The sequence below is a fragment of the Streptomyces sp. NPDC111507 genome (genome assembly GCF_055638955.1).
In genome coordinates this window covers 40,263-57,229 of sequence record NZ_JBVKBU010000007.1, presented here as the reverse complement: position 1 = coordinate 57,229, position 16,967 = coordinate 40,263, and the positions used below count along the sequence as shown (strand labels likewise).

At 71.0% G+C, this 16,967-nt stretch carries 16 protein-coding genes; 3 read left to right on the top strand and 13 right to left on the bottom strand.

Annotated features, from left to right (window positions below; all coding sequences use genetic code 11):
* Nucleotides 1-65 precede the first annotated feature (65 nt).
* The 7 genes from ACZ7M2_RS27360 to ACZ7M2_RS27330 form a co-directional block, all read right to left on the bottom strand.
* Nucleotides 66-1,118, bottom strand: coding sequence for a CaiB/BaiF CoA transferase family protein (locus ACZ7M2_RS27360; RefSeq protein ID WP_471597523.1), 1,053 nt, complete (start codon nucleotides 1,116-1,118; stop codon nucleotides 66-68).
* On the bottom strand, nucleotides 1,115-2,071 hold the full coding sequence (locus tag ACZ7M2_RS27355; protein WP_471597522.1) for an LLM class F420-dependent oxidoreductase: 957 nt from the start codon (nucleotides 2,069-2,071) through the stop codon (nucleotides 1,115-1,117). The genes ACZ7M2_RS27360 and ACZ7M2_RS27355 overlap by 4 nt, the downstream gene beginning before the upstream one ends.
* A 115-nt stretch (nucleotides 2,072-2,186) precedes the next feature.
* Nucleotides 2,187-2,600, bottom strand: a complete 414-nt coding sequence (locus ACZ7M2_RS27350; protein ID WP_471597521.1) for a cobalamin B12-binding domain-containing protein — start codon at nucleotides 2,598-2,600, stop codon at nucleotides 2,187-2,189.
* Nucleotides 2,600-4,204, bottom strand: a complete 1,605-nt coding sequence (locus ACZ7M2_RS27345) for a methylmalonyl-CoA mutase family protein (protein WP_470052560.1) — start codon at nucleotides 4,202-4,204, stop codon at nucleotides 2,600-2,602. Before ACZ7M2_RS27345 ends, ACZ7M2_RS27350 begins: the two co-directional genes overlap by 1 nt.
* The gene (locus ACZ7M2_RS27340) at nucleotides 4,201-5,628 is read right to left on the bottom strand and encodes a FadD3 family acyl-CoA ligase (protein WP_471597520.1); all 1,428 of its coding nucleotides are present in this window, start codon (nucleotides 5,626-5,628) and stop codon (nucleotides 4,201-4,203) included. Before ACZ7M2_RS27340 ends, ACZ7M2_RS27345 begins: the two co-directional genes overlap by 4 nt.
* Complete coding sequence (locus tag ACZ7M2_RS27335; RefSeq protein ID WP_471597519.1) at nucleotides 5,625-6,803, bottom strand: amidohydrolase family protein; 1,179 nt, start codon at nucleotides 6,801-6,803, stop codon at nucleotides 5,625-5,627. Before ACZ7M2_RS27335 ends, ACZ7M2_RS27340 begins: the two co-directional genes overlap by 4 nt.
* A 35-nt stretch (nucleotides 6,804-6,838) precedes the next feature.
* Entirely contained in the window at nucleotides 6,839-8,389 is a 1,551-nt protein-coding gene (locus ACZ7M2_RS27330) for an AMP-binding protein (RefSeq protein ID WP_471597518.1), read from the bottom strand.
* 64 nt (nucleotides 8,390-8,453) lie between these two features.
* On the opposite strand from ACZ7M2_RS27330, the gene ACZ7M2_RS27325 reads away from it, so the two are divergent.
* The 3 genes from ACZ7M2_RS27325 (at nucleotide 8,454) to ACZ7M2_RS27315 (ending at nucleotide 11,008) form a co-directional block, all read left to right on the top strand.
* Complete coding sequence (locus tag ACZ7M2_RS27325; RefSeq protein WP_471597517.1) at nucleotides 8,454-9,461, top strand: 2Fe-2S iron-sulfur cluster-binding protein; 1,008 nt, start codon at nucleotides 8,454-8,456, stop codon at nucleotides 9,459-9,461.
* A 109-nt stretch (nucleotides 9,462-9,570) separates the two neighbouring features.
* Nucleotides 9,571-10,290, top strand: a complete 720-nt coding sequence (locus tag ACZ7M2_RS27320; protein ID WP_471597516.1) for an enoyl-CoA hydratase/isomerase family protein — start codon at nucleotides 9,571-9,573, stop codon at nucleotides 10,288-10,290.
* Complete coding sequence (locus ACZ7M2_RS27315) at nucleotides 10,280-11,008, top strand: alpha/beta hydrolase fold domain-containing protein (RefSeq protein WP_471597515.1); 729 nt, start codon at nucleotides 10,280-10,282, stop codon at nucleotides 11,006-11,008. Before ACZ7M2_RS27320 ends, ACZ7M2_RS27315 begins: the two co-directional genes overlap by 11 nt.
* On the opposite strand, the gene ACZ7M2_RS27310 is transcribed toward ACZ7M2_RS27315, so the two are convergent.
* The 6 genes from ACZ7M2_RS27310 to ACZ7M2_RS27285 form a co-directional block, all read right to left on the bottom strand.
* Nucleotides 10,962-11,528, bottom strand: coding sequence for a TetR/AcrR family transcriptional regulator (locus ACZ7M2_RS27310; protein ID WP_352047228.1), 567 nt, complete (start codon nucleotides 11,526-11,528; stop codon nucleotides 10,962-10,964). The genes ACZ7M2_RS27315 and ACZ7M2_RS27310 overlap by 47 nt on opposite strands.
* A 112-nt stretch (nucleotides 11,529-11,640) precedes the next feature.
* A complete protein-coding gene (locus tag ACZ7M2_RS27305) occupies nucleotides 11,641-12,459 on the bottom strand; it encodes an NAD(P)-dependent oxidoreductase (RefSeq protein ID WP_352047229.1) in 819 nt (272 codons plus the stop codon).
* A complete protein-coding gene (locus ACZ7M2_RS27300) occupies nucleotides 12,459-12,977 on the bottom strand; it encodes a DoxX family protein (protein ID WP_471597514.1) in 519 nt (172 codons plus the stop codon). Before ACZ7M2_RS27300 ends, ACZ7M2_RS27305 begins: the two co-directional genes overlap by 1 nt.
* A complete protein-coding gene (locus ACZ7M2_RS27295) occupies nucleotides 12,974-13,870 on the bottom strand; it encodes an alpha/beta hydrolase (protein WP_471597513.1) in 897 nt (298 codons plus the stop codon). Before ACZ7M2_RS27295 ends, ACZ7M2_RS27300 begins: the two co-directional genes overlap by 4 nt.
* Nucleotides 13,867-15,528 carry a thiolase C-terminal domain-containing protein gene (locus tag ACZ7M2_RS27290; protein WP_471597512.1) on the bottom strand — a complete coding sequence of 554 codons (1,662 nt, stop codon included), beginning with the start codon at nucleotides 15,526-15,528 and terminating at the stop codon, nucleotides 13,867-13,869. The genes ACZ7M2_RS27295 and ACZ7M2_RS27290 overlap by 4 nt, the downstream gene beginning before the upstream one ends.
* A 61-nt stretch (nucleotides 15,529-15,589) precedes the next feature.
* Nucleotides 15,590-16,957 carry a cytochrome P450 gene (locus tag ACZ7M2_RS27285; RefSeq protein ID WP_471597511.1) on the bottom strand — a complete coding sequence of 456 codons (1,368 nt, stop codon included), beginning with the start codon at nucleotides 16,955-16,957 and terminating at the stop codon, nucleotides 15,590-15,592.
* Nucleotides 16,958-16,967: the final 10 nt, after the last annotated feature.

Genomic DNA, 16,967 nt, shown 5'->3' with positions numbered 1-16,967 from the left:
GCGCGGGGTCCCGGGAGTCGAACTCCCGGGACCCCTTCGCGTGTCCGCCGCGAACGGCCCACGCTCTACGAGCCGTGCTCGCCCAGGCGGGGCGGCGGTCCGTAGGCGGGCTCGTACCCGGCCACCCGCACGGGACCGCGTACGAGCCGGAAGTCCCCGGCCGTCACGATCGCCTCCGGTGTCGCCGCCAGCGCCTGCGGCAACGTCCGCACGGCCGCCGCGGGCACGCCCAGGGGACGCAGGCGTGTCTCCCAGCCGGTCGCGGTGTCGCTCGCCAGGGCCTTCGTGACCACGTCGAGCACCTCCTCGCGACGCGCCGCGCGTTCGGCCATCGTCGGGAAGCCCTCGATGCCCGCCTCGGCGGTGAAGGACTTCCAGAAGCTGTCGTGGGTGATGAACAGGGCCAAGTGGCCGTCCGCTGTGGGGAAGAGCTGCGCCGGTACGTAGTACGAGTGTGCGCCCAGCGGCAGACGGCGCGGCTCGACTCCCTCGTTGAGGTAGGCGGACGCCCGGTAGTTGAGCTGGGAGAGCATCACGTCCCGCAGTGACACCTCGACCTGCCCGCCGCGGCCCGACACGATCTGCGCGAGCAGGCCGAGTGCCGCGGTGAGGCCGGAGGAGTTGTCGGCCGAGGAGTAGCCGGGCAGGGTCGGCGGGCCTGCCGGGTCGCCGGTGAGCGCGGCGACGCCGGTGGCCGCCTGGACGACGTAGTCGAAGGCCGGGTCGTCGCCCGCGTCCAGGCCGAAGCCCGTGAGCGCGACACAGACGATCCGTTCGTTCCGCTGCTTCAGAGCCTCGTAGGTGAGCCCGAGCCGGTGGATCGCCGACGGTTTGAGGTTGACCAGCAACGCGTGGGCGTCCGCGACCAGTTCGCCGAGTCGTTCCTGACCGCTCGGCGTCGTCAGGTCGAAGCGGACACTGCGCTTGCCCCGGTTGAGGCTGGCGAAGTACGCGTCGCTCACCTGCCGGGAGATGTCCCCGCCCGGCGGCTCGATCTTGATGACCTCGGCACCGAGGTCGGCGAGCATCATCGTGGCGTAGGGGCCCGCCAGCATGTGGCCGACCTCCAGGACGCGGATGCCGGCCAGCGGCCCGGGGGTCGCGGGGCCGGGGGTCATCGGAAGTCCGCGGCGATCCCGGCGAGCACCTCGCGGGTCCGGCGCTTGGAGGCGATCAGTTCCTCGCGGCCCTCACCGATCGGCAGCAGCCGTACCGACAGATCGGTGACCCCGGCGTCGGCGAAGCGCCGGAAGCGGGCCGCGATGGCCGTCTCGTCACCGGCCGCGCACAGGTCGCCGATGTCGCGGGCGTCTCCGTAGTCCAGCAGCCGCTGGTAGTTGGGCGAGATCTCGGCCTCCCCGAGGATCCGGTTGGCGCGCTCGCGCGCCGCGTCGACCTCGGCGGGCCGGCACAGACACACCGGGATGCCCGCGACGATCCGCGGCGCCGGACGCCCCGCGCCGTCCGCCGCCTTGGTGATACGGGGTACGACGTGGTCGGCGACCGCGCGTTCGTCGGCCATCCACAGGACGGTCCCGTCCGCCCGCTCGCCCGCGAGTGCCAGCATGACCGGGCCGAGCGCCGCGAGCAGCACCGGGAGCGGGGCCACGGAGGCGAGGTCGAGCGGGTTGTGCACGGTGAACGTGCCGTTCTCGACGTCGACCGGGCCCGGTCCGCGCAGCGCCGCGTCCAGGACGTCCAGATAGTCACGGGTGAAGGCGGCGGGCCGCTCGTAGGGCAGTCCGAGCATGTCCCGGATGATCCAGTGGTGGGAGGGTCCGAGGCCCAGGGCGAGCCGCCCGCCCGCGGCACCCTGCGCGGACAGCGCCTGGCGCGCCAGCGCGATCGGGTGCTGTGTCTGGAGCGGTACGACCGCGGTCCCGATCTCGATCCGCTCGGTCCGCGCACCCATCAGGGCCACGGCCGTCAACGCGTCGAAGTCCGTGGGGATCTGGGGCACCCAGGCGGTGTCGAGGCCCGCCCGCTCCGCCCAGGTCACGTCGTCGATCATCCGCGCGACCTTGCGCGCGGAGTCCCCACGCTCCGGCCCGATCATCACACCGACGCGCACAGTGCCTCCCAGTTTTCGGGGTTTCGGGGTTTCGGGTTCGGGGTTTTGGGGTCCCGTTGTTTCGAGGTGCCGATGTTTCGAGTGGCGGTCTCCCGCGTCATCCTGCACCGGCAGGTCAGGGAGTCGCGGGCGAGGCGGGGACGACCGCCGTCAGGGTGCGCATCTGCGCCACGATGGCGTCGAGGGGTGTTCCGGTGGGGAAGACCGCCGCGGCACCCGCCGCCCTCATGCGGGGCACGTCGGCCGGCGGGATGGTGCCGCCCACGACGACGGCGATGTCCTCGGCCCCGGCGGCCCGCAGCCCCTCCACGACCCGCGTCGTCAGCGCCAGGTGCGCGCCGGAGAGGATGCTGAGGCCGACCACGGCCACGTCCTCCTGGAGCGCGGTCGCCACGATGGTGTCGACGCGCTGGCGGATGCCGGTGAAGACCACCTCGAACCCGGCGTCGCGCAGCGTCCGCGCGACGATCTTGGCCCCCCGGTCGTGGCCGTCCAGACCGGGTTTGGCGATGAGCACACGGGACGACATCAGAACACCACCGGTTGCCGGAACTCGCCCCAGACCGCCTTGAGGGCGGCGACCATCTCGCCGACCGTGCAGTAGGCCTTGGCGCAGTCGATGAGCAGGGGCATGAGGTTGTCGGTGCCCTCGGCGCCGCGGGCGAGGGCGGCGAGGCGGTCCCGTACGGCCGCGGCGTCGCGGGTGGCCTTCACGTCGGCGAGCCGCTTCAACTGCCGGTCGCGGCCTTCCCCGTCGAGCTCGTACGTCTCCAGCTGGGGCGGCGGCTCGGGCGTGGCGAAGCGGTTGACGCCGACGACCGGCCGGGTGCCCGCCTCGACATCTTGGTGGAGGCGGTAGGCCTCGTCGGCGATGAGGCCCTGGAGGTAGCCGTCCTCGATCGCCCGGACCATTCCCCCGTGGTGTTCCAGGTCCGCCATGATCTCGGCGATGCGTTCCTCGGTGGCATCCGTGAGGGCTTCCACGAAGTACGAGCCGCCGAGCGGGTCCGCGACCCGGGCGACGCCGGTCTCGTGGGCGAGGATCTGCTGGGTGCGCAGGGCGAGTGTCGCCGACTCCTCGCTGGGCAGCGCGAACGGCTCGTCCCAGGCCGCCGTGAACATCGACTGCACGCCGCCCAGCACCGAGGCCATCGCCTCGTAGGCCACCCGGACCGTGTTGTTCTGCGCCTGCGGCGCGTACAGGGAGGCCCCGCCCGCCACACAGCCGAAGCGGAACATCGACGCCTTGTCGGTGCTCGCGCCGTACCGCTCGCGGACGATCGTCGCCCAACGTCTGCGGCCCGCACGGTACTTGGCGATCTCCTCGAAGAAGTCGCCGTGGGTGTAGAAGAAGAAGGAGATCTGCGGGGCGAACCGGTCGATCGTCATCCGGCCGCGCGCCAGCACCGTGTCGCAGTAGGTGACGCCGTCGGCGAGCGTGAACGCCATCTCCTGCACGGCGTTGGCGCCGGCGTCGCGGAAGTGCGCGCCCGCCACCGAGATCGCGTTGAACCGCGGCACCTCGGCGGCGCAGAACTCGATGGTGTCGGCGATCAGCCGCAGCGACGGTTCCGGCGGCCAGATCCAGGTGCCCCGGGAGGCGTACTCCTTGAGGATGTCGTTCTGTATCGTCCCGGTGAGCTTCGCCCGGGGTACTCCGCCGCGCTCGGCGGCGGCCACGTAGAACGCCAGCAGGATCGCCGCCGTGCCGTTGATGGTGAAGCTGGTGCTGATCCGGTCGAGGGGGATGTCCTCGAAGAGCACCTCGGCGTCGGCGAGCGTGTCGAGGGCGACGCCGACCCGGCCGACCTCCTCGCTCACCTCCGGATCGTCGGAGTCGTAGCCGCACTGGGTGGGCAGGTCGAGGGCCACGGACAGTCCGGTGCCGCCCTGTTCGAGGAGGTAGCGGTAGCGCCGGTTGGACTCCTCGGCGGTGCCGAAGCCGGAGTACTGGCGCAGCGTCCACAGCCGACCCCGGTAGCCCGAGGAGTAGTTGCCGCGGGTGAAGGGGAAGCGCCCCGGCGCGGGCGGCTCGACGGGCCGGTCGGCGGGCCCGTAGACCGCCTTGAGGGGAATCCCGGAGGCCGTGTGGGAGAAGTCGTCCTTCTCCGGCGGCTTCGCTTCAGACGTCATCGCAATCGGTCCTTCATCACCTTGCCGGTGGCGTTCAGCGGCAGCTCTTCGAGAAACTCCACATACCTGGGCACCTTGAACCCGGCCATCCGCTCCCGGCTCCAGGCGATCAGCTCGCCCGCCGCGAGGACCTCGCGAAGAACCACGAAGGCCTTGCCGACCTGGCCGAGCCGCTCGTCCGGTACGCCGATCACGGCGGCCTGGGCGACGGCCGGATGCTCCATCAGGAAGCCCTCGATCTCGGCCGGGTAGGCGTTGAAGCCGCCCACGATGAACATGTCCTTCTTGCGGCCGACGATCCGCAGCCGGCCCCGGTCGTCGAGCGTCCCGAGGTCCCCGGTGTGCAGCCAGCCATCCGCGTCGATCGCCTCGGCGGTCGCGGCCGGGTCGTCGAGGTAGCCGCGCATGACGCTGTACCCGCGCACCAGGACCTCTCCGTCGTCCGCGATCCGGATCTCGACGCCGTCGCAGGGGGTGCCGACGGTCGTCGCGATGTCCTCGAAGGAGTCGCCGGGGCGCGAGGCCGTGGCCGTGCCCGCCTCGGTCAGGCCGTAGCCCGTCATGACGGTGCGGAAGGGCAGGTCAGTGACGATCCTGCGGACGAGGTCGACCGGGATGTCGGCGGCTCCGGTGACGGCGACCCGCAGCGAGGACAGGTCGTGGCCGCCCTGTGCCGCCAGCAGTGAGTGGTAGAGGGTGGGCGGGCCCGGCAGGACCGTCACCTTCTCGCGCTCGACCAGTTCGAGGACCCGGTCCACGTCGAAGACCGGCACCGGGAGGATGGTCGCGCCCCGGATCAGGGACGTGATGCAGCCCGCCTTGTAGCCGAAGATGTGGAAGAACGGGTTGACGATCAGATAGCGGTCGCCCTCCCTGAGGTCCGCCAGGTCGCACCACTCCGCGTACAGCCGGAGTGTCTGGGCGTGTGTCATCAGCACACCCTTGGGCCGCCCCGTGGTCCCCGAGGTGAACACGATGTCGCACACGTCGTCGCCGCTCACCTCGGCCTCGTAGGGCGAACCGCTCGCGAGGAAGTCCGACTTGATGTCGATCACGGGCACGCCCGACGGCACCTCGAAGTCCAGACCGAGGAAGCCCTTCTCGACGAGGACGACCTTGGCTCCGCTGCGGCGGATGATGTCGCCCGCCTCGTCCGCCTTGAACCGGGTGTTGACCGGGACCAGGACGCCGCCTGCGGTCAGCAGCCCGAAGGCCGCGATGATCCACTCGGCGGAGTTGGGGGCCCAGACGGCCGCCCGGTCGCCCCTGCCGACACCGGCCGCCGCGAACGCCCCCGCGGCGGTGCGCACGCGATCGGCCAACTCCTTGAAGGTGAGCCGGAGTTGACCGTCCACGACCGCTTCGGCGTCACCGAAGCGGTCGGCCGCGCTCAGCACCATCCGCGGGATGGTCTCCCCTTTCATACGCCGATCAACCGGGCCAGGTTGCCGCCCATGATCTTGGCCTGGTCGGCCTCCTTCATCCCCTGGATCGCGTCGATGTAGGTGACCGGGTCGGCCAGGCCCTCGGGGTGGGGGTAGTCGGAGCCGAACAGCACCCGCTCGACACCGATGATCCCGGCCAGCTCGGCCATGTCCTCCTCCCAGAACGGGCTGATGTGGATCCGGTTCTTGACCTCTTCGACCGGGTCGCCCAGGAAGCCCTGCGGCTGCTTCTTGTAGACGTCGGCCAGCTGGTCGAGGAGCGGCACCAGCCAGGAGGATCCGTTCTCGATGACCGAGACCTTGAGCTCGGGGAAGCGGAACAGCGCGCCGTGGCAGACCCAGGAGGCCACCGAGTCGGTGACCGGACGCCATTCGCCCAGCATCCGGAAGGTCTGCGCCTGGAACGGCGTCATCTCCTGGCTCCTGCCCTCCCAGTCGCTGGAGTAGCGGGAGTAGCCGCTGTCGGAGGAGTGCATCGACACCAGCACCCCCGCCTCCTCGACCCGCTTCCAGAAGGGGTCGAACTCCGGCAGCGCGAAGGACCGCGAGCCGCCGAACCCGGGGACCGGGGCGGGCCGGACGAGGATCGAGCGCGCTCCGCGCTCCAGGCACCACTCAAGCTCGGCCATCGCCTTGTCCAGGATCGGCAGGCTGATCACCGGCGTGGTGAAGATCCGGTCCTTGTAGTTGAACTTCCACGTGTCGTACAGCCACTCGTTGAGCGAGTGGACGACCGCGTGGATGAGCTCCGGGTCGTCCCGCATCCGCTCCTCGATCAGGCTGGCCAGAGTCGGGAAGTTCAGCGCCTGCTGGATCCCCATCTCGTCCATGAGCTCAAGCCGCGGCCCGGGCTCACGGAACGCGGGAATCGACTTCATCGGCTCACCGAACAGTTCGCGGTGCGACTTGCCCTCTGGATTGCCCTCCCGGAAGTACTGCTCCCACGCCCCCGGCCGGGCGACCACCGAGAACGTGGGGTTGGGGATGTAGTCGCTGATCTGACCACGGATCGCGATCTTCGTACGGCCTTTCACCTGCACGTACTGGATGGCGCCCTCGTACTGCTTCGGCAGGTACCGGGTGAGCGCATCCTCCGTCTCGTACAGGTGGTTGTCGGCGTCGAACAACGGATACGGCAACACGCGCGACGGCATGAGATCCTCCTTCGCTGATTACGAGAATCCTATTCTCAACTTGCTCGTGCGGCAATGTCCCGACGGAGAACGAACTTCTGCACCTTGCCGCTCGCCGTCCGCGGGAACTCCGGCACGACATGCAGCTCCTCCGGCCACTTCTGCCGGGCCAGGCCCGCCCGTTCGAGGTGGGCGCACATCTCGTCGAGCGTGGGCGCGGGGTGACCGGGCCTCAGCCGCAGGACCGCGGCCGCGTGTTCGCCGAGGCGGGCATCGGGGGCGGCCACCACGGCGGCCTCGGCCACGGCCGACAGGGTGAGCAGCGCCTCCTCGACCTCCAGGGCACCGATGTTCTCGCCGCCGCGGATGATGATGTCGGCCTTGCGGTCGGTGATGGTGAGGTAGCCGTCCTCGTCGATCACCCCGATGTCACCGGTGCGGTACCAGCCCTCGCCGTCGAAGGCGCGCTCGGTCAGGGCCGGATCGGTGTACCCGAGGCACAGGTCGGGTCCGCGGCTGAGGATCTCGCCGTCCTCGGCCAGCCGGATCTCCGTGCCGGGCAGGGCGTCGCCGTCCGTGTGGAGCCGCTTGTCCTCGGGAGCGGTGTACCGGGAGCCGGTGATCGAGGGGTGTTCCGTGCTGCCGTACGAGCGGAAGACCGTCATGCCGAGTTCCGTGAGGCGGGTGGTGACCGCGACCGGGACCGCCGCCCCGCCGAGACCCGCGTACTTCATGGCGGCCAGGTGCCGGGGGGTGAAGTCGGGGTGGTCGAGCAGGCTCGTCATGAAGTACGCCGCCCCGCCGCCCACGGTGAGTCCGTCGCTCTCCATCAACTCCAGCACCCGCGCGGGGTCCCAGACGTCGGCGAGGTTCACCGGCGAGCCGTCGAGGACGGGGATCAGGAAGGAGTTCACCATCCCGATGAAGTGCCCGACCGGGGCCGCCGTGAGCTGAGGGCCCCGGTCGGGCGGGTAGAGCCCGGCGAGCTGGCGCGTCTCGAAGCTCAGCGTCCGATGGGAGTGGACGACACCCTTGGGATCGCGGGTGGTGCCGGAGGTGAACGCGATCAGGGCGGGCGCGGCCGCGTCCGTCGCGAGGACACCGGGCAGCGGCTCGTCGGCGAGCAGCTCGTCGAAGTCCCGCCCGACGAGGCCGACGACGGGCACCGCGGCGGACAGGTCCGGCTGGTGTTCCATCCGGCCGAAGCGCTCGGCCGTGACGAAGACGCGGGGCGCGACGGCGTCGAGGATGTAGCCGACCTCCTTGCGCCCGTAGAAGTGGACGATGGGCACCACGACCGCCCCGAGGAAGGCCGAGGCCCAGAACACCGCGGCGGCTTCCATCCAGTTGGGCAGCTGGAAGGCGATGACGTCACCGGGGCCGACTCCCCGGGCGCGCAGCCCCGCGGCGAGCCTGCGGGCCGTCCGTTCGACGTCGGCGAAGGTCCCTTCCCAGGGCCGGACGGCCGAATGCACGCGGAACTCGACGTCGGGGGCGGCGTCGAGGCCGTACGCCAGCAGGTCCCCGATCGTCTCCCGAGTCCACCAGCCCTCCGCTTCATACCGTTCGATCAGCTCGGCGGGCATCGTCCGCATGGCGGTCCGCATGGTGAGAGCTCCCTCCTCGGCGCGAGAATTGCACTCTCGCAGAGGGAGAAGCTAAATTCCACACATGGTACGAGACCACGGCTTCCATCCGGTCCGGATCAAGCGGATCATCCAGGAGACAGCCGACACGCGCACATACGTGCTCGACGCCCCGTTCCCCTACCGGGCCGGGCAGTTCCTGACGGTCAGGGCGTGCGGCGCCCTGCGCAGTTACTCGATGTCGAGTTCCCCGGAGACCGACGACGAGTTGATGACGACGGTGAAGCGCGTGCCGGGCGGCCTGGTGTCGAACTGGATGCACGAACATCTCGCGCCCGGCGACGTCATAGAGACCACGGCACCCGCCGGGGTGTTCTGTCTGCGGGAGTCTGACGAGCCCCTAGTGGCGTACTGCGGGGGCAGCGGCATCACGCCGGTCCTGTCGCTCGTCAAGACCGCGCTGGCGACGACGAACCGGCGCGTCCGCGTCCTGTCGGCCAACCGGGACGCCGGCTCGATCATCTTCGGGTCCGCGCTGACCGAACTGGCCGAGCGGCACCCGGACCGGTTCGAGATCCGCCACCACCTGGACGAGCAGGGGGGTTTCATCACGGATCTCCAGGTGCGCGAGTTCGCCGGCGTCGACCTGGACGCGGACTTCTACCTCTGCGGCCCCGCACCGTTCATGGACCTGGCGGAGCGCGCCCTGCTCGTGCACGGCGTCGCGGCCGAGCAGATCTTCGCCGAGCGCTTCACCCCGGCGGCCGAGGAGACTCGCGGCAGCCCGGGGAGCGGGAGCGCGGCCCCGGCGGAGCAGGAGGGCACGGTCAGCATCGTCCTCGCCGGCAAGCGGCGCTCGGTGCCGCGGCACTCCGGCGAGACCCTGCTGGAGAGCGCGCGACGGGCCGGTCTCATGCCGCCCTTCTCCTGCGAGTCGGGCAACTGCGGCACCTGCATCGCCCAGGTCACCGAGGGCGAGGCCAAGATGCGGGTCAACAACGCGCTCGACGACGACGAGGTCACCGAGGGCTGGGTGCTGACCTGTCAGGGCGAGCCGGTGACCCCGGACATCACCGTCGCCTACGAGGACTGACGAGCGCCGCGCGGCCAGAAGGGGGCGGCGTCGGTCTGGACCGCCACCCTCCGCAAGAATAAGATAATCACTCAGCGAGAATCCCACTCTCCCTCATGGAGAATCCTGCATGGTTGATCTTGAATTGGACCAGGGGCTCGCGGTCATCACCATCGACCGTCCGCACGCCCGCAACGCCATCGCGCCGGCCACCATGGACGAGTTGGACAAGGCCCTCGACGCGGCCGCGGACGCCCTGGCCCTGGTGGTCAGGGGCGCGGGCGACCGGGCGTTCGTCTCGGGCGGCGACCTGAAGGAACTGGCCGCGATCCGCACCGAGGACGAGGCGACGGCCATGGCCCTGCGGATGCGCGGGATCTGCGACCGTCTCGCGCACTTCCCGGGCCCGGTGATCGCCGCCCTGAACGGCCATGCCCTGGGCGGTGGCGCCGAGTTCGCCATGGCCGCCGACATCCGGGTGGCCGCGGACGACATCAGGATCGGCTTCACCCAGGTGAACCTCGCGATCATGCCGGCGTGGGGCGGCGCCGAGCGGCTCGCGGAACTGATCGGCAGGGGGCGGGCGTTGATGCTCGCCGGCTCCGGAGCCGTGCTCGGCGCCGAGGAGGCCCAGCGGCTCGGGGTGATCGACCGGGTGCTGCCGCGGGCCGACTTCGACGAGGGCTGGCGGGCCCTGGCCCGCTCCCTCGCCTCCGTCCCGGCGCGGGAGATCAAGCACGTCATGAGCGGCGCCGTACCGGCGACCGAGGCGGCACGCGCCTTCGCGCGCCTGTGGGTGGCCGACGAACACTGGCAAGCAGCGGAGAAGGTGATGTCCCGTGGCAAGTGAGGTCCAGGTGGAGACGAGCCCCGTAGGTCCGGTCGTACGGCCGCCCGGCGGCACCGAACTGGTCGTGCTCTATCTGCACGGCGACCGGCACCTCTCGTGCACCCCGGAGGCCGCGCTCGACCTGGCCGTCCGCCTCGCCCTGTGGACGGACGCCGTGGTGGTCTGCGCCCGCTACGGGGGCACCTTCCCGGACGCGCTGGACGACGTGCACGCCGCGTACGACTACTGCGAGTCCAGAGGACCGGTGGCGGTGGCGGGCGAACGGCTGGGGGCCGGGCTCGCGGCGGCCCTGCTGGTGCGGCTGCGGGACCTCGGAGCCCCGCCGCCCCTGTGTGGGCTGCTCAACTCGGCGCTGCTCGACCTGACCCTGGACTCCCCGAGCCTGTTGCTCAACGCGGCGGCCGATCCGACCTTCGACGTCGCCGAACTGCGGCGCCGCTGCGGGCACTACGCCGCGGGCACCTCGCCGACCGATCCGCTGCTGAGCCCGCTGCACGCCAACCTCCACGGGCTGCCCCCCGTCCAGCTGCTCGCTGCGGGCACCGATCCCCTGCTGGACGACTCCCTGGGGTTCGCCACCCGCGCGGCGCACTCCGGCGTCACGGTGGACCTGCGGATCCGGCCCGACGCGACGAGCCTGCACCCGGAGACCGTCACCGCCATGGGCGACTTCATACGGGCGTGGACCCCAGCAGCACGGACAGCACATCCCGCATGATCTCGGGATAGTCGTCCTGTTCGCCGTCCAGCAGCCACTGCTGCTGCATGCCGTCGAGCATCGCCAGCATGGCCCGGGCCGCGGCCCGCGGGGCCAGACCGCTGGGCAGGCGCTCGCCGTACCGCTCGGTGAGCCGGGCGACCATCAGCGCCTGCATGGTCTCGTAGTGGTCGTGCAGGTACTGCTGCGCCGGGTCGGCTCCCGTGACGCCCTCGGCCAGCATCACGCTGTGGACCTGGGCCAGGCAGGGGTAGGTGTGGTCGTAGGCGACCACTTCGGCGAACAGCCCCGGCCAGTCGTCCTGGTCGTCATGGCCGGCGAGGTGCTCGCGGTTGAGGTCCTCCCGGAAGCGCAGGAGCGCCATGAAGAGCTTCTTCTTGCTCGGGAAGTAGTGCAGCACACCCTGCCGGGTCAGTCCCGCCCGCTCGGCGACCGCGTCGATCGAGGTCCCCCGGTAGCCCCGTTCCGCGAACACCCGCAGGGCCGCCTCGAGGATCTCCTCGCGCCGGGTCTCTTTCATCCGGTACCCCTCCCGCGACGGACCGTGCCGACGTAACACTACGTTTGCCGTCGCCGTCGGGGGACCCCTCGAACACGCACCGTTTGGCGCCCGGCGCCCGTAGGGCCGGGGATCAGCGCTGGTGGTCGATCAGGGCGAGGGTGGTGTCAGCCGCCTCCAGCACGATGCCCGTCGAGGCCTTGGCCGCGCCGGCCAGATCGGCCACCAGCCGGACGTCCTTGCGCAGCAGCGGTCCGGCCTGGGCCGCGATGCGGTCGAGCCTCCCGCCGGCCGCCGCGATCCGGCCCAGCGCGAAACTCGATCCACTGCCGTGGGCCATCACCTCCGCGAGAGCGGCGGGATCGACGTCGAACTCCCGGCCGAGTGCGAGGGTGCCCGCCGCGGTGGCGAGATTTGCCGTGAACAGCACGTTGTTGAGGAGTTTGGTGAGCTGCCCGGAGCCCAGCGGGCCCATGTGGACCACGGGATCGCCGTACGTCTCGAACACCTTGCGGCAGAAACGGACGGTGCCGGACTCGCCCCCGGCCATCACCAGCAGACGGCCCTCGGCCGCCGCCGGGCCGCCGCCGCTCACCGGCGCGTCGATCAGCGTGACCCCGTGGGCGCGGGCCCGGTCGGCGAGACGGTGACAGGTGTCGGGGTGGACGGTGCTGTGCACGGCGATCACCCCTCCCTGCCGAAGCCCCGCCAACACCCCGCGATCCCCCGCGACGACCTCCTCGACGTCCGCGTCGTCGACGACACAGACGCACACGAGGTCGCTCGCGGCGGCGAGTTCGGCGGGGGACACGGCACGCTTCGCGGGTGTGTCGTCGAAGGGGGCGAGCGAGGCGGGACGGCGTGCCCACAGGGTCGTCTCGAAGCCCGCGTCGACGATCCGGCGTGCCATGGGGGCGCCCTGACTGCCCAGACCTATGAATCCGACGCGCATCAGCGGCTCTCCTGCTCGGCCGGTTTCGGTGCCGGGCGCCAGAACACGCCTAGCAGGCCCGCCGTCGCCGCCATGGCCACCCCGAGGGCGATGCCGCCGCCGGCCCAGCCGGTCACCTCGATGTCCCCGGCATGGTCCACGGAGAGCCGGCCGGGTCCCAGTACCGCGAGGGCCAGCGAGACCACCGCGAGGACGAGGACGTACTCGTAGCCCTCTTTGAAGACGAAGAATCCGTTGGGCCGGTGCGCGAGGACGCCCGCGACCAGCATCACGGAGAGGACCGCGGCGCAGGCCAGCGGGGTGAGCAGCCCGGCGATCAGCAGGGCGCCCGCGCCGACTTCGGTGGCCACGCTCGTCCACGCCTGAAGCGTGCCGTTGCGCAGGCCGAGGCCGGTGAACCAGCGGGCGGTGCCCTCGATCCGGCCGCCGCCCCGCCAGTGGTTGAGTCCGTGCGCGATCATCACGATCCCCAGGACCACCCGTACCAGCAGCAGCGCTGCCACGTCCGCGTCGCTCAACTCGCCCTCCCGGGCCGCTCTTGTGCCGCGCTCGCGCGAGCCAGCACACACTCCTCGGCGAACGACAGGATCTTGAGGTGGTACGCCGTCGCCGTCAGCCCGATGCTCAAGTTGTGGCCACCGTCCGCCTGTTCGTCGGCGACGACGCGCGGCGAGGCCGTGAACAGGGACGCGATGTCGGCCAGTGCCGCGGGCCCGGACCGCCACACCCGCTCGTGCTCGCCGAGGCTGTAGTGCACGGGGACGCGCACCAGGGGGGCTAGTTCGGGAAGGACCAGCGGCCAGCTCCTGGCCACGACCCCCTCGTAGGAGGGCGAGGGCGAGGCGAACCGGGCGCCGCCGACGACATCGTCCTCGTAGAGGTGCGAGGGATTCCACAGCAGGTCCCGGACACTGCCGGCCGCCGGCCTCGGCCACGACTCGTTGTGCCGTACGCCCAGGATGTCCACCGCGTCGTCGTGGTGGTGGCGCCCGGTGCCGGCGATCTCCACGCCCAGCAGGTCGCTCCCCCGCTCGTCGGCCGCCATGCGCAGCGCCAGCTCGCAGCCGATCGAGTGCGCCATCACGAAGACGCCCGCCCCGCGCGGACGCGAGGCGAGCAGCCGGTCCACCGCCGCGTAGGCGAGATCGACCCGCCGCTCCACGGGGGCCAGCTCCCCACCGTGCGGGGCGGAGCTCCCGTATCCCGGCCGGTCGAGAGCGAGGACGGTGAACCCGAGCGCCGTACCGGTGCGCAGCAGCGACAGATGCGGCCTGCCCGGGTAGTCGAAATACCGCGAGTGCGCCGCCCCGCCGTGCAGCGCCAGGACGACGGCCCGGGGCCGGCGCGCCTCCTGGAGCAGCGCCGATACGGGGATGCCGTCGACGTCGACGACACGGGAGACGCCGGTCATGCGTCCGCCCGCAGCAGGATGACGCCGCTCGGGGTGAGACCGCCGGTGCTCGTCACGGCGACCCGGGCACCGTCCACTTGGCGTGCTCCGGCCTCGCCGCGCACCTGTGTGACGGCTTCGTGGACCAGCCCCAGGCCGTGGGTGCGGCCGTGCGAGAGCTGGCCGCCGTGGGTGTTCAGCGGGAGCAGTCCGTCCCTGGCGATGTTCTTGCCTCCGTCGAGGAAGTCCTTGGCCTCACCGATGCCGCAGAAGCCGAGCCCCTCGATCCAGGAGAGGCAGTTGAAGGTGAAGCCGTCGTAGAGCTGGGCCACGTCGACGTCCGAGGGACGCAGTGACGTGCGCGTCCACAGGTGGGCGGACTGGCCGAGCACCTGCGGTTCATGGGTGAGGGAGCTCTGGTCCCATTCGAGCCGCTCCACGATCTGGGTGCCGACGGCCTCCACCAGGACGGGCGGCTTGGCCAGGTCCCGTGCCGCGTCCACGGCCGACACGATGACGGCCACCGATCCGTCGCAGGGCACGTCGCAGTCGTACAGCCCGAAGGGGGTGGTGACCGTCCTGGCCGACAGGTAGTCGTCCATGGTCATCGGATCGCGGTAGATCGCCGTCGGGTTGAGCGCGGCGTTCGCGCGCTGGTTGAGCGCGATCCAGCCGAGCGTCTCGCGCGAGGTGCCGTAACGGTGGAAGTGCCGCTGGGCGTTCTGGGCCAGGGTATGGGCCGCCGAGATCGCCCCGAAGGGCTTCTGCCAGCCCGTGACCCTGCGACCGGTCTCCTGGGTGATCCGGCCGCGCCGGATCAGCTCGCCGTAGGAGGCCTCCCAGACCGTACGGAAGCACAGCACATGACGGGCGAGTCCCCCCGCGACGGCCAGCATCGCGGCGATGAGCGAGCCGCCGGGACCGAAGGTCTCGGCGCCGCCGTTGTACCAGGTGGGCCTGATGCCGAGGGCGTCCTCCAGCGCGGTGATGCCGCCCTCGGCGAAGCCGCCGTAGGCGCCCGCGCCCGGGTAGGTGGCCAGCCCGTCGATGTCGTCGAGGGTCAGGCCCGCGTCCGCGACGGCGCGTTCGCAGGCCCGCACGGTCAGCGACAGCGGCGGGACCATCAGCCGGCGCCCGATCTCGGACATCCCGATGCCGCTGATCGCGACCTTGTCCTCGAACTTCTCGGGCGTGACCATGGGGCGTATGTGGCGCCGCATGTGCTCGGGTTCCACCTCGTCCGAGGGCAGCGGGGCCGGGGAGCCCTGCTCGGCCGCGGGGCGGAAGAGCGGCAGCCATACGTCCTCGGCCTGTTCGAAGACGACCTCAAGCCGCATGCCCAGTTCGAGTTCGTCGGGGTCGCATTCGACGAGGTTGGTGGTGAGCCGGACCCGGGTGTCCTCCTCGACGGCGACCTGCGCCACCACGTAGGGCGCGGGCATGCCGGGCGCGCTGAACCGGTGGTTGACGGTGAAGCCGATCAGCGTCGCGTACCCGGAGACGGCCCGCACCCCGGTCTCGTGCCCCCGGCAGTAGCGGCAGACGGGCTGGGGTGGATGCAGCAGGGCCGAGCAGGATTCACACTCCGTCAGGCGCAACCGGCCGTCCGCGCCGGAGGTCCAGAAGAACTCGTTCTCCTCTGTGATCACCGGCAGCGGACGTCCCGTGGGTCCGGCCACATCGTCTCCTCACCGTGCCACCGCTCGGATGGCACACGTACTCCTGACGGGCCGCCGAAGATCAGCGGTCGATCCTCGCCTGCCCCTTGCGTACCGTGACCGGCTCGGCGAGCCGCTGTTCGTCGACGACCCTCTGGAGGGTCTCCAGGGTCTCGTCGAGCCCGGCACCGGTCCGGGGGCCCGGCGTGAAGGTCGCCGGGAGGTGCCGCATGCCCTGGATGATGCCGATGGTCTCGTAGTGCTCCGCGCCGTCGGGGTCGCAGCGGAAGTCGGGCATCCGGTCCAGGACCTGGGTGACCATCCGCTTGAACACCGTGCGTGCCACGTTGGAGCCGATGCAGCGGTGGATGCCGAGGCCGAAGCTGCTGTGCCGGTTGCCCTTGCGTTCCATGTCGACGGAGTCGGGCTCCGGGAACACCTGCGGGTCCCGGTTCGCCATCGCCCAGGACAGCCAGAGCCGTTCGCCCTCCTTGAACCGGGTGCCGGCGATCTCGCAGTCCGCGGAGAAGGTCCGTCCGTCCCCGGGCGCGGGGGCGTAGTAGCGCAGGAACTCCTCGGTCGCGGAGTCCAGCAGTGCCTTGCGGTCCCGGCTGAGACGGTCCCGTTCGGCCGGGTGCTCCGAGAGCCACTCCAGCGCGTGCGCGGTGAGCGCGGTGGTGGTGTCGAAACCGCCGCCGATCAACAGGGCGAGCACACCGAGGAGTTCGTCGTCGGGCGGGGTCCGGCCGTTGATCTCCGCGCGGACCAGGGCGTCCACCAGACCCGGCCGCGATGTCTGCCGGATCTCCGCGATGGTCATGGCCAGATCCATGCCCATCGCCTTCTGCAGCTCGACGACGCGGGCCTGGTCGGGCGAGTTCGGTGGTGTGTAGACCGAGGCGTGGGCCGCCTCGTTGTAGATGGTCCACTTCCTGACCGGGATGCCCATCATGGCGAGCGTGAGCACGGCCGGCACGACGTTGGCGAGGTCGTCGACGAAGTCGATCCGCCCCGACTCGATCTTCTCGTCGATGCAGGCGCGCGCCACCTCGTCGATCAGCGGAATCCAGCGGCTGATGGCGGCGGGCGACAGATAGGGGTTGAGCGTCTGGCGGTAGTAGCGCTGTTCGGGCGGATCCATCTCCAGGAACCCGCCCCTGGCTGCCTTCGCCCGGGGCGGCGGCGGGATGGTGATGCCCTGGTACCCGCGCCGCTCGCCCTTGACGTCATGGTCGTTGGAGAGGAACTCGGCGGACCGGGCCAGCTCGAAGACCTCGCGGTTGCCACTGGCGACCCAGTGACCGCCGTAGGTCTCCGACCAGGCGATGGGGCACTTGGACTGCAACTCCTGGGTGACCGCCTGGAATTCGTGGCGGTACTCGGGAGTGTGCCGGTCGAAGTGCACCGGATTCCTCTTGGGGTCGTCGTTGACGGTGTCGTCCGTGGTCATCGGAGTGCTC

Bases quoted from the DNA above. Each gene is read 5' to 3' on its own strand.
- ACZ7M2_RS27360 (WP_471597523.1), bottom strand. From the start codon at position 1,118: ATGACCCCCGGCCCCGCGACCCCCGGGCCGCTGGCCGGCATCCGCGTC.
- ACZ7M2_RS27350 (WP_471597521.1), bottom strand. From the start codon at position 2,600: ATGTCGTCCCGTGTGCTCATCGCCAAACCCGGTCTGGACGGCCACGAC.
- ACZ7M2_RS27345 (WP_470052560.1), bottom strand. From the start codon at position 4,204: ATGACGTCTGAAGCGAAGCCGCCGGAGAAGGACGACTTCTCCCACACG.
- ACZ7M2_RS27340 (WP_471597520.1), bottom strand. From the start codon at position 5,628: ATGAAAGGGGAGACCATCCCGCGGATGGTGCTGAGCGCGGCCGACCGC.
- ACZ7M2_RS27335 (WP_471597519.1), bottom strand. From the start codon at position 6,803: ATGCCGTCGCGCGTGTTGCCGTATCCGTTGTTCGACGCCGACAACCAC.
- ACZ7M2_RS27330 (WP_471597518.1), bottom strand. From the start codon at position 8,389: ATGCGGACCGCCATGCGGACGATGCCCGCCGAGCTGATCGAACGGTAT.
- ACZ7M2_RS27325 (WP_471597517.1), top strand. From the start codon at position 8,454: ATGGTACGAGACCACGGCTTCCATCCGGTCCGGATCAAGCGGATCATC.
- ACZ7M2_RS27320 (WP_471597516.1), top strand. From the start codon at position 9,571: ATGGTTGATCTTGAATTGGACCAGGGGCTCGCGGTCATCACCATCGAC.
- ACZ7M2_RS27310 (WP_352047228.1), bottom strand. From the start codon at position 11,528: ATGAAAGAGACCCGGCGCGAGGAGATCCTCGAGGCGGCCCTGCGGGTG.
- ACZ7M2_RS27305 (WP_352047229.1), bottom strand. From the start codon at position 12,459: ATGCGCGTCGGATTCATAGGTCTGGGCAGTCAGGGCGCCCCCATGGCA.
- ACZ7M2_RS27295 (WP_471597513.1), bottom strand. From the start codon at position 13,870: ATGACCGGCGTCTCCCGTGTCGTCGACGTCGACGGCATCCCCGTATCG.
- ACZ7M2_RS27285 (WP_471597511.1), bottom strand. From the start codon at position 16,957: ATGACCACGGACGACACCGTCAACGACGACCCCAAGAGGAATCCGGTG.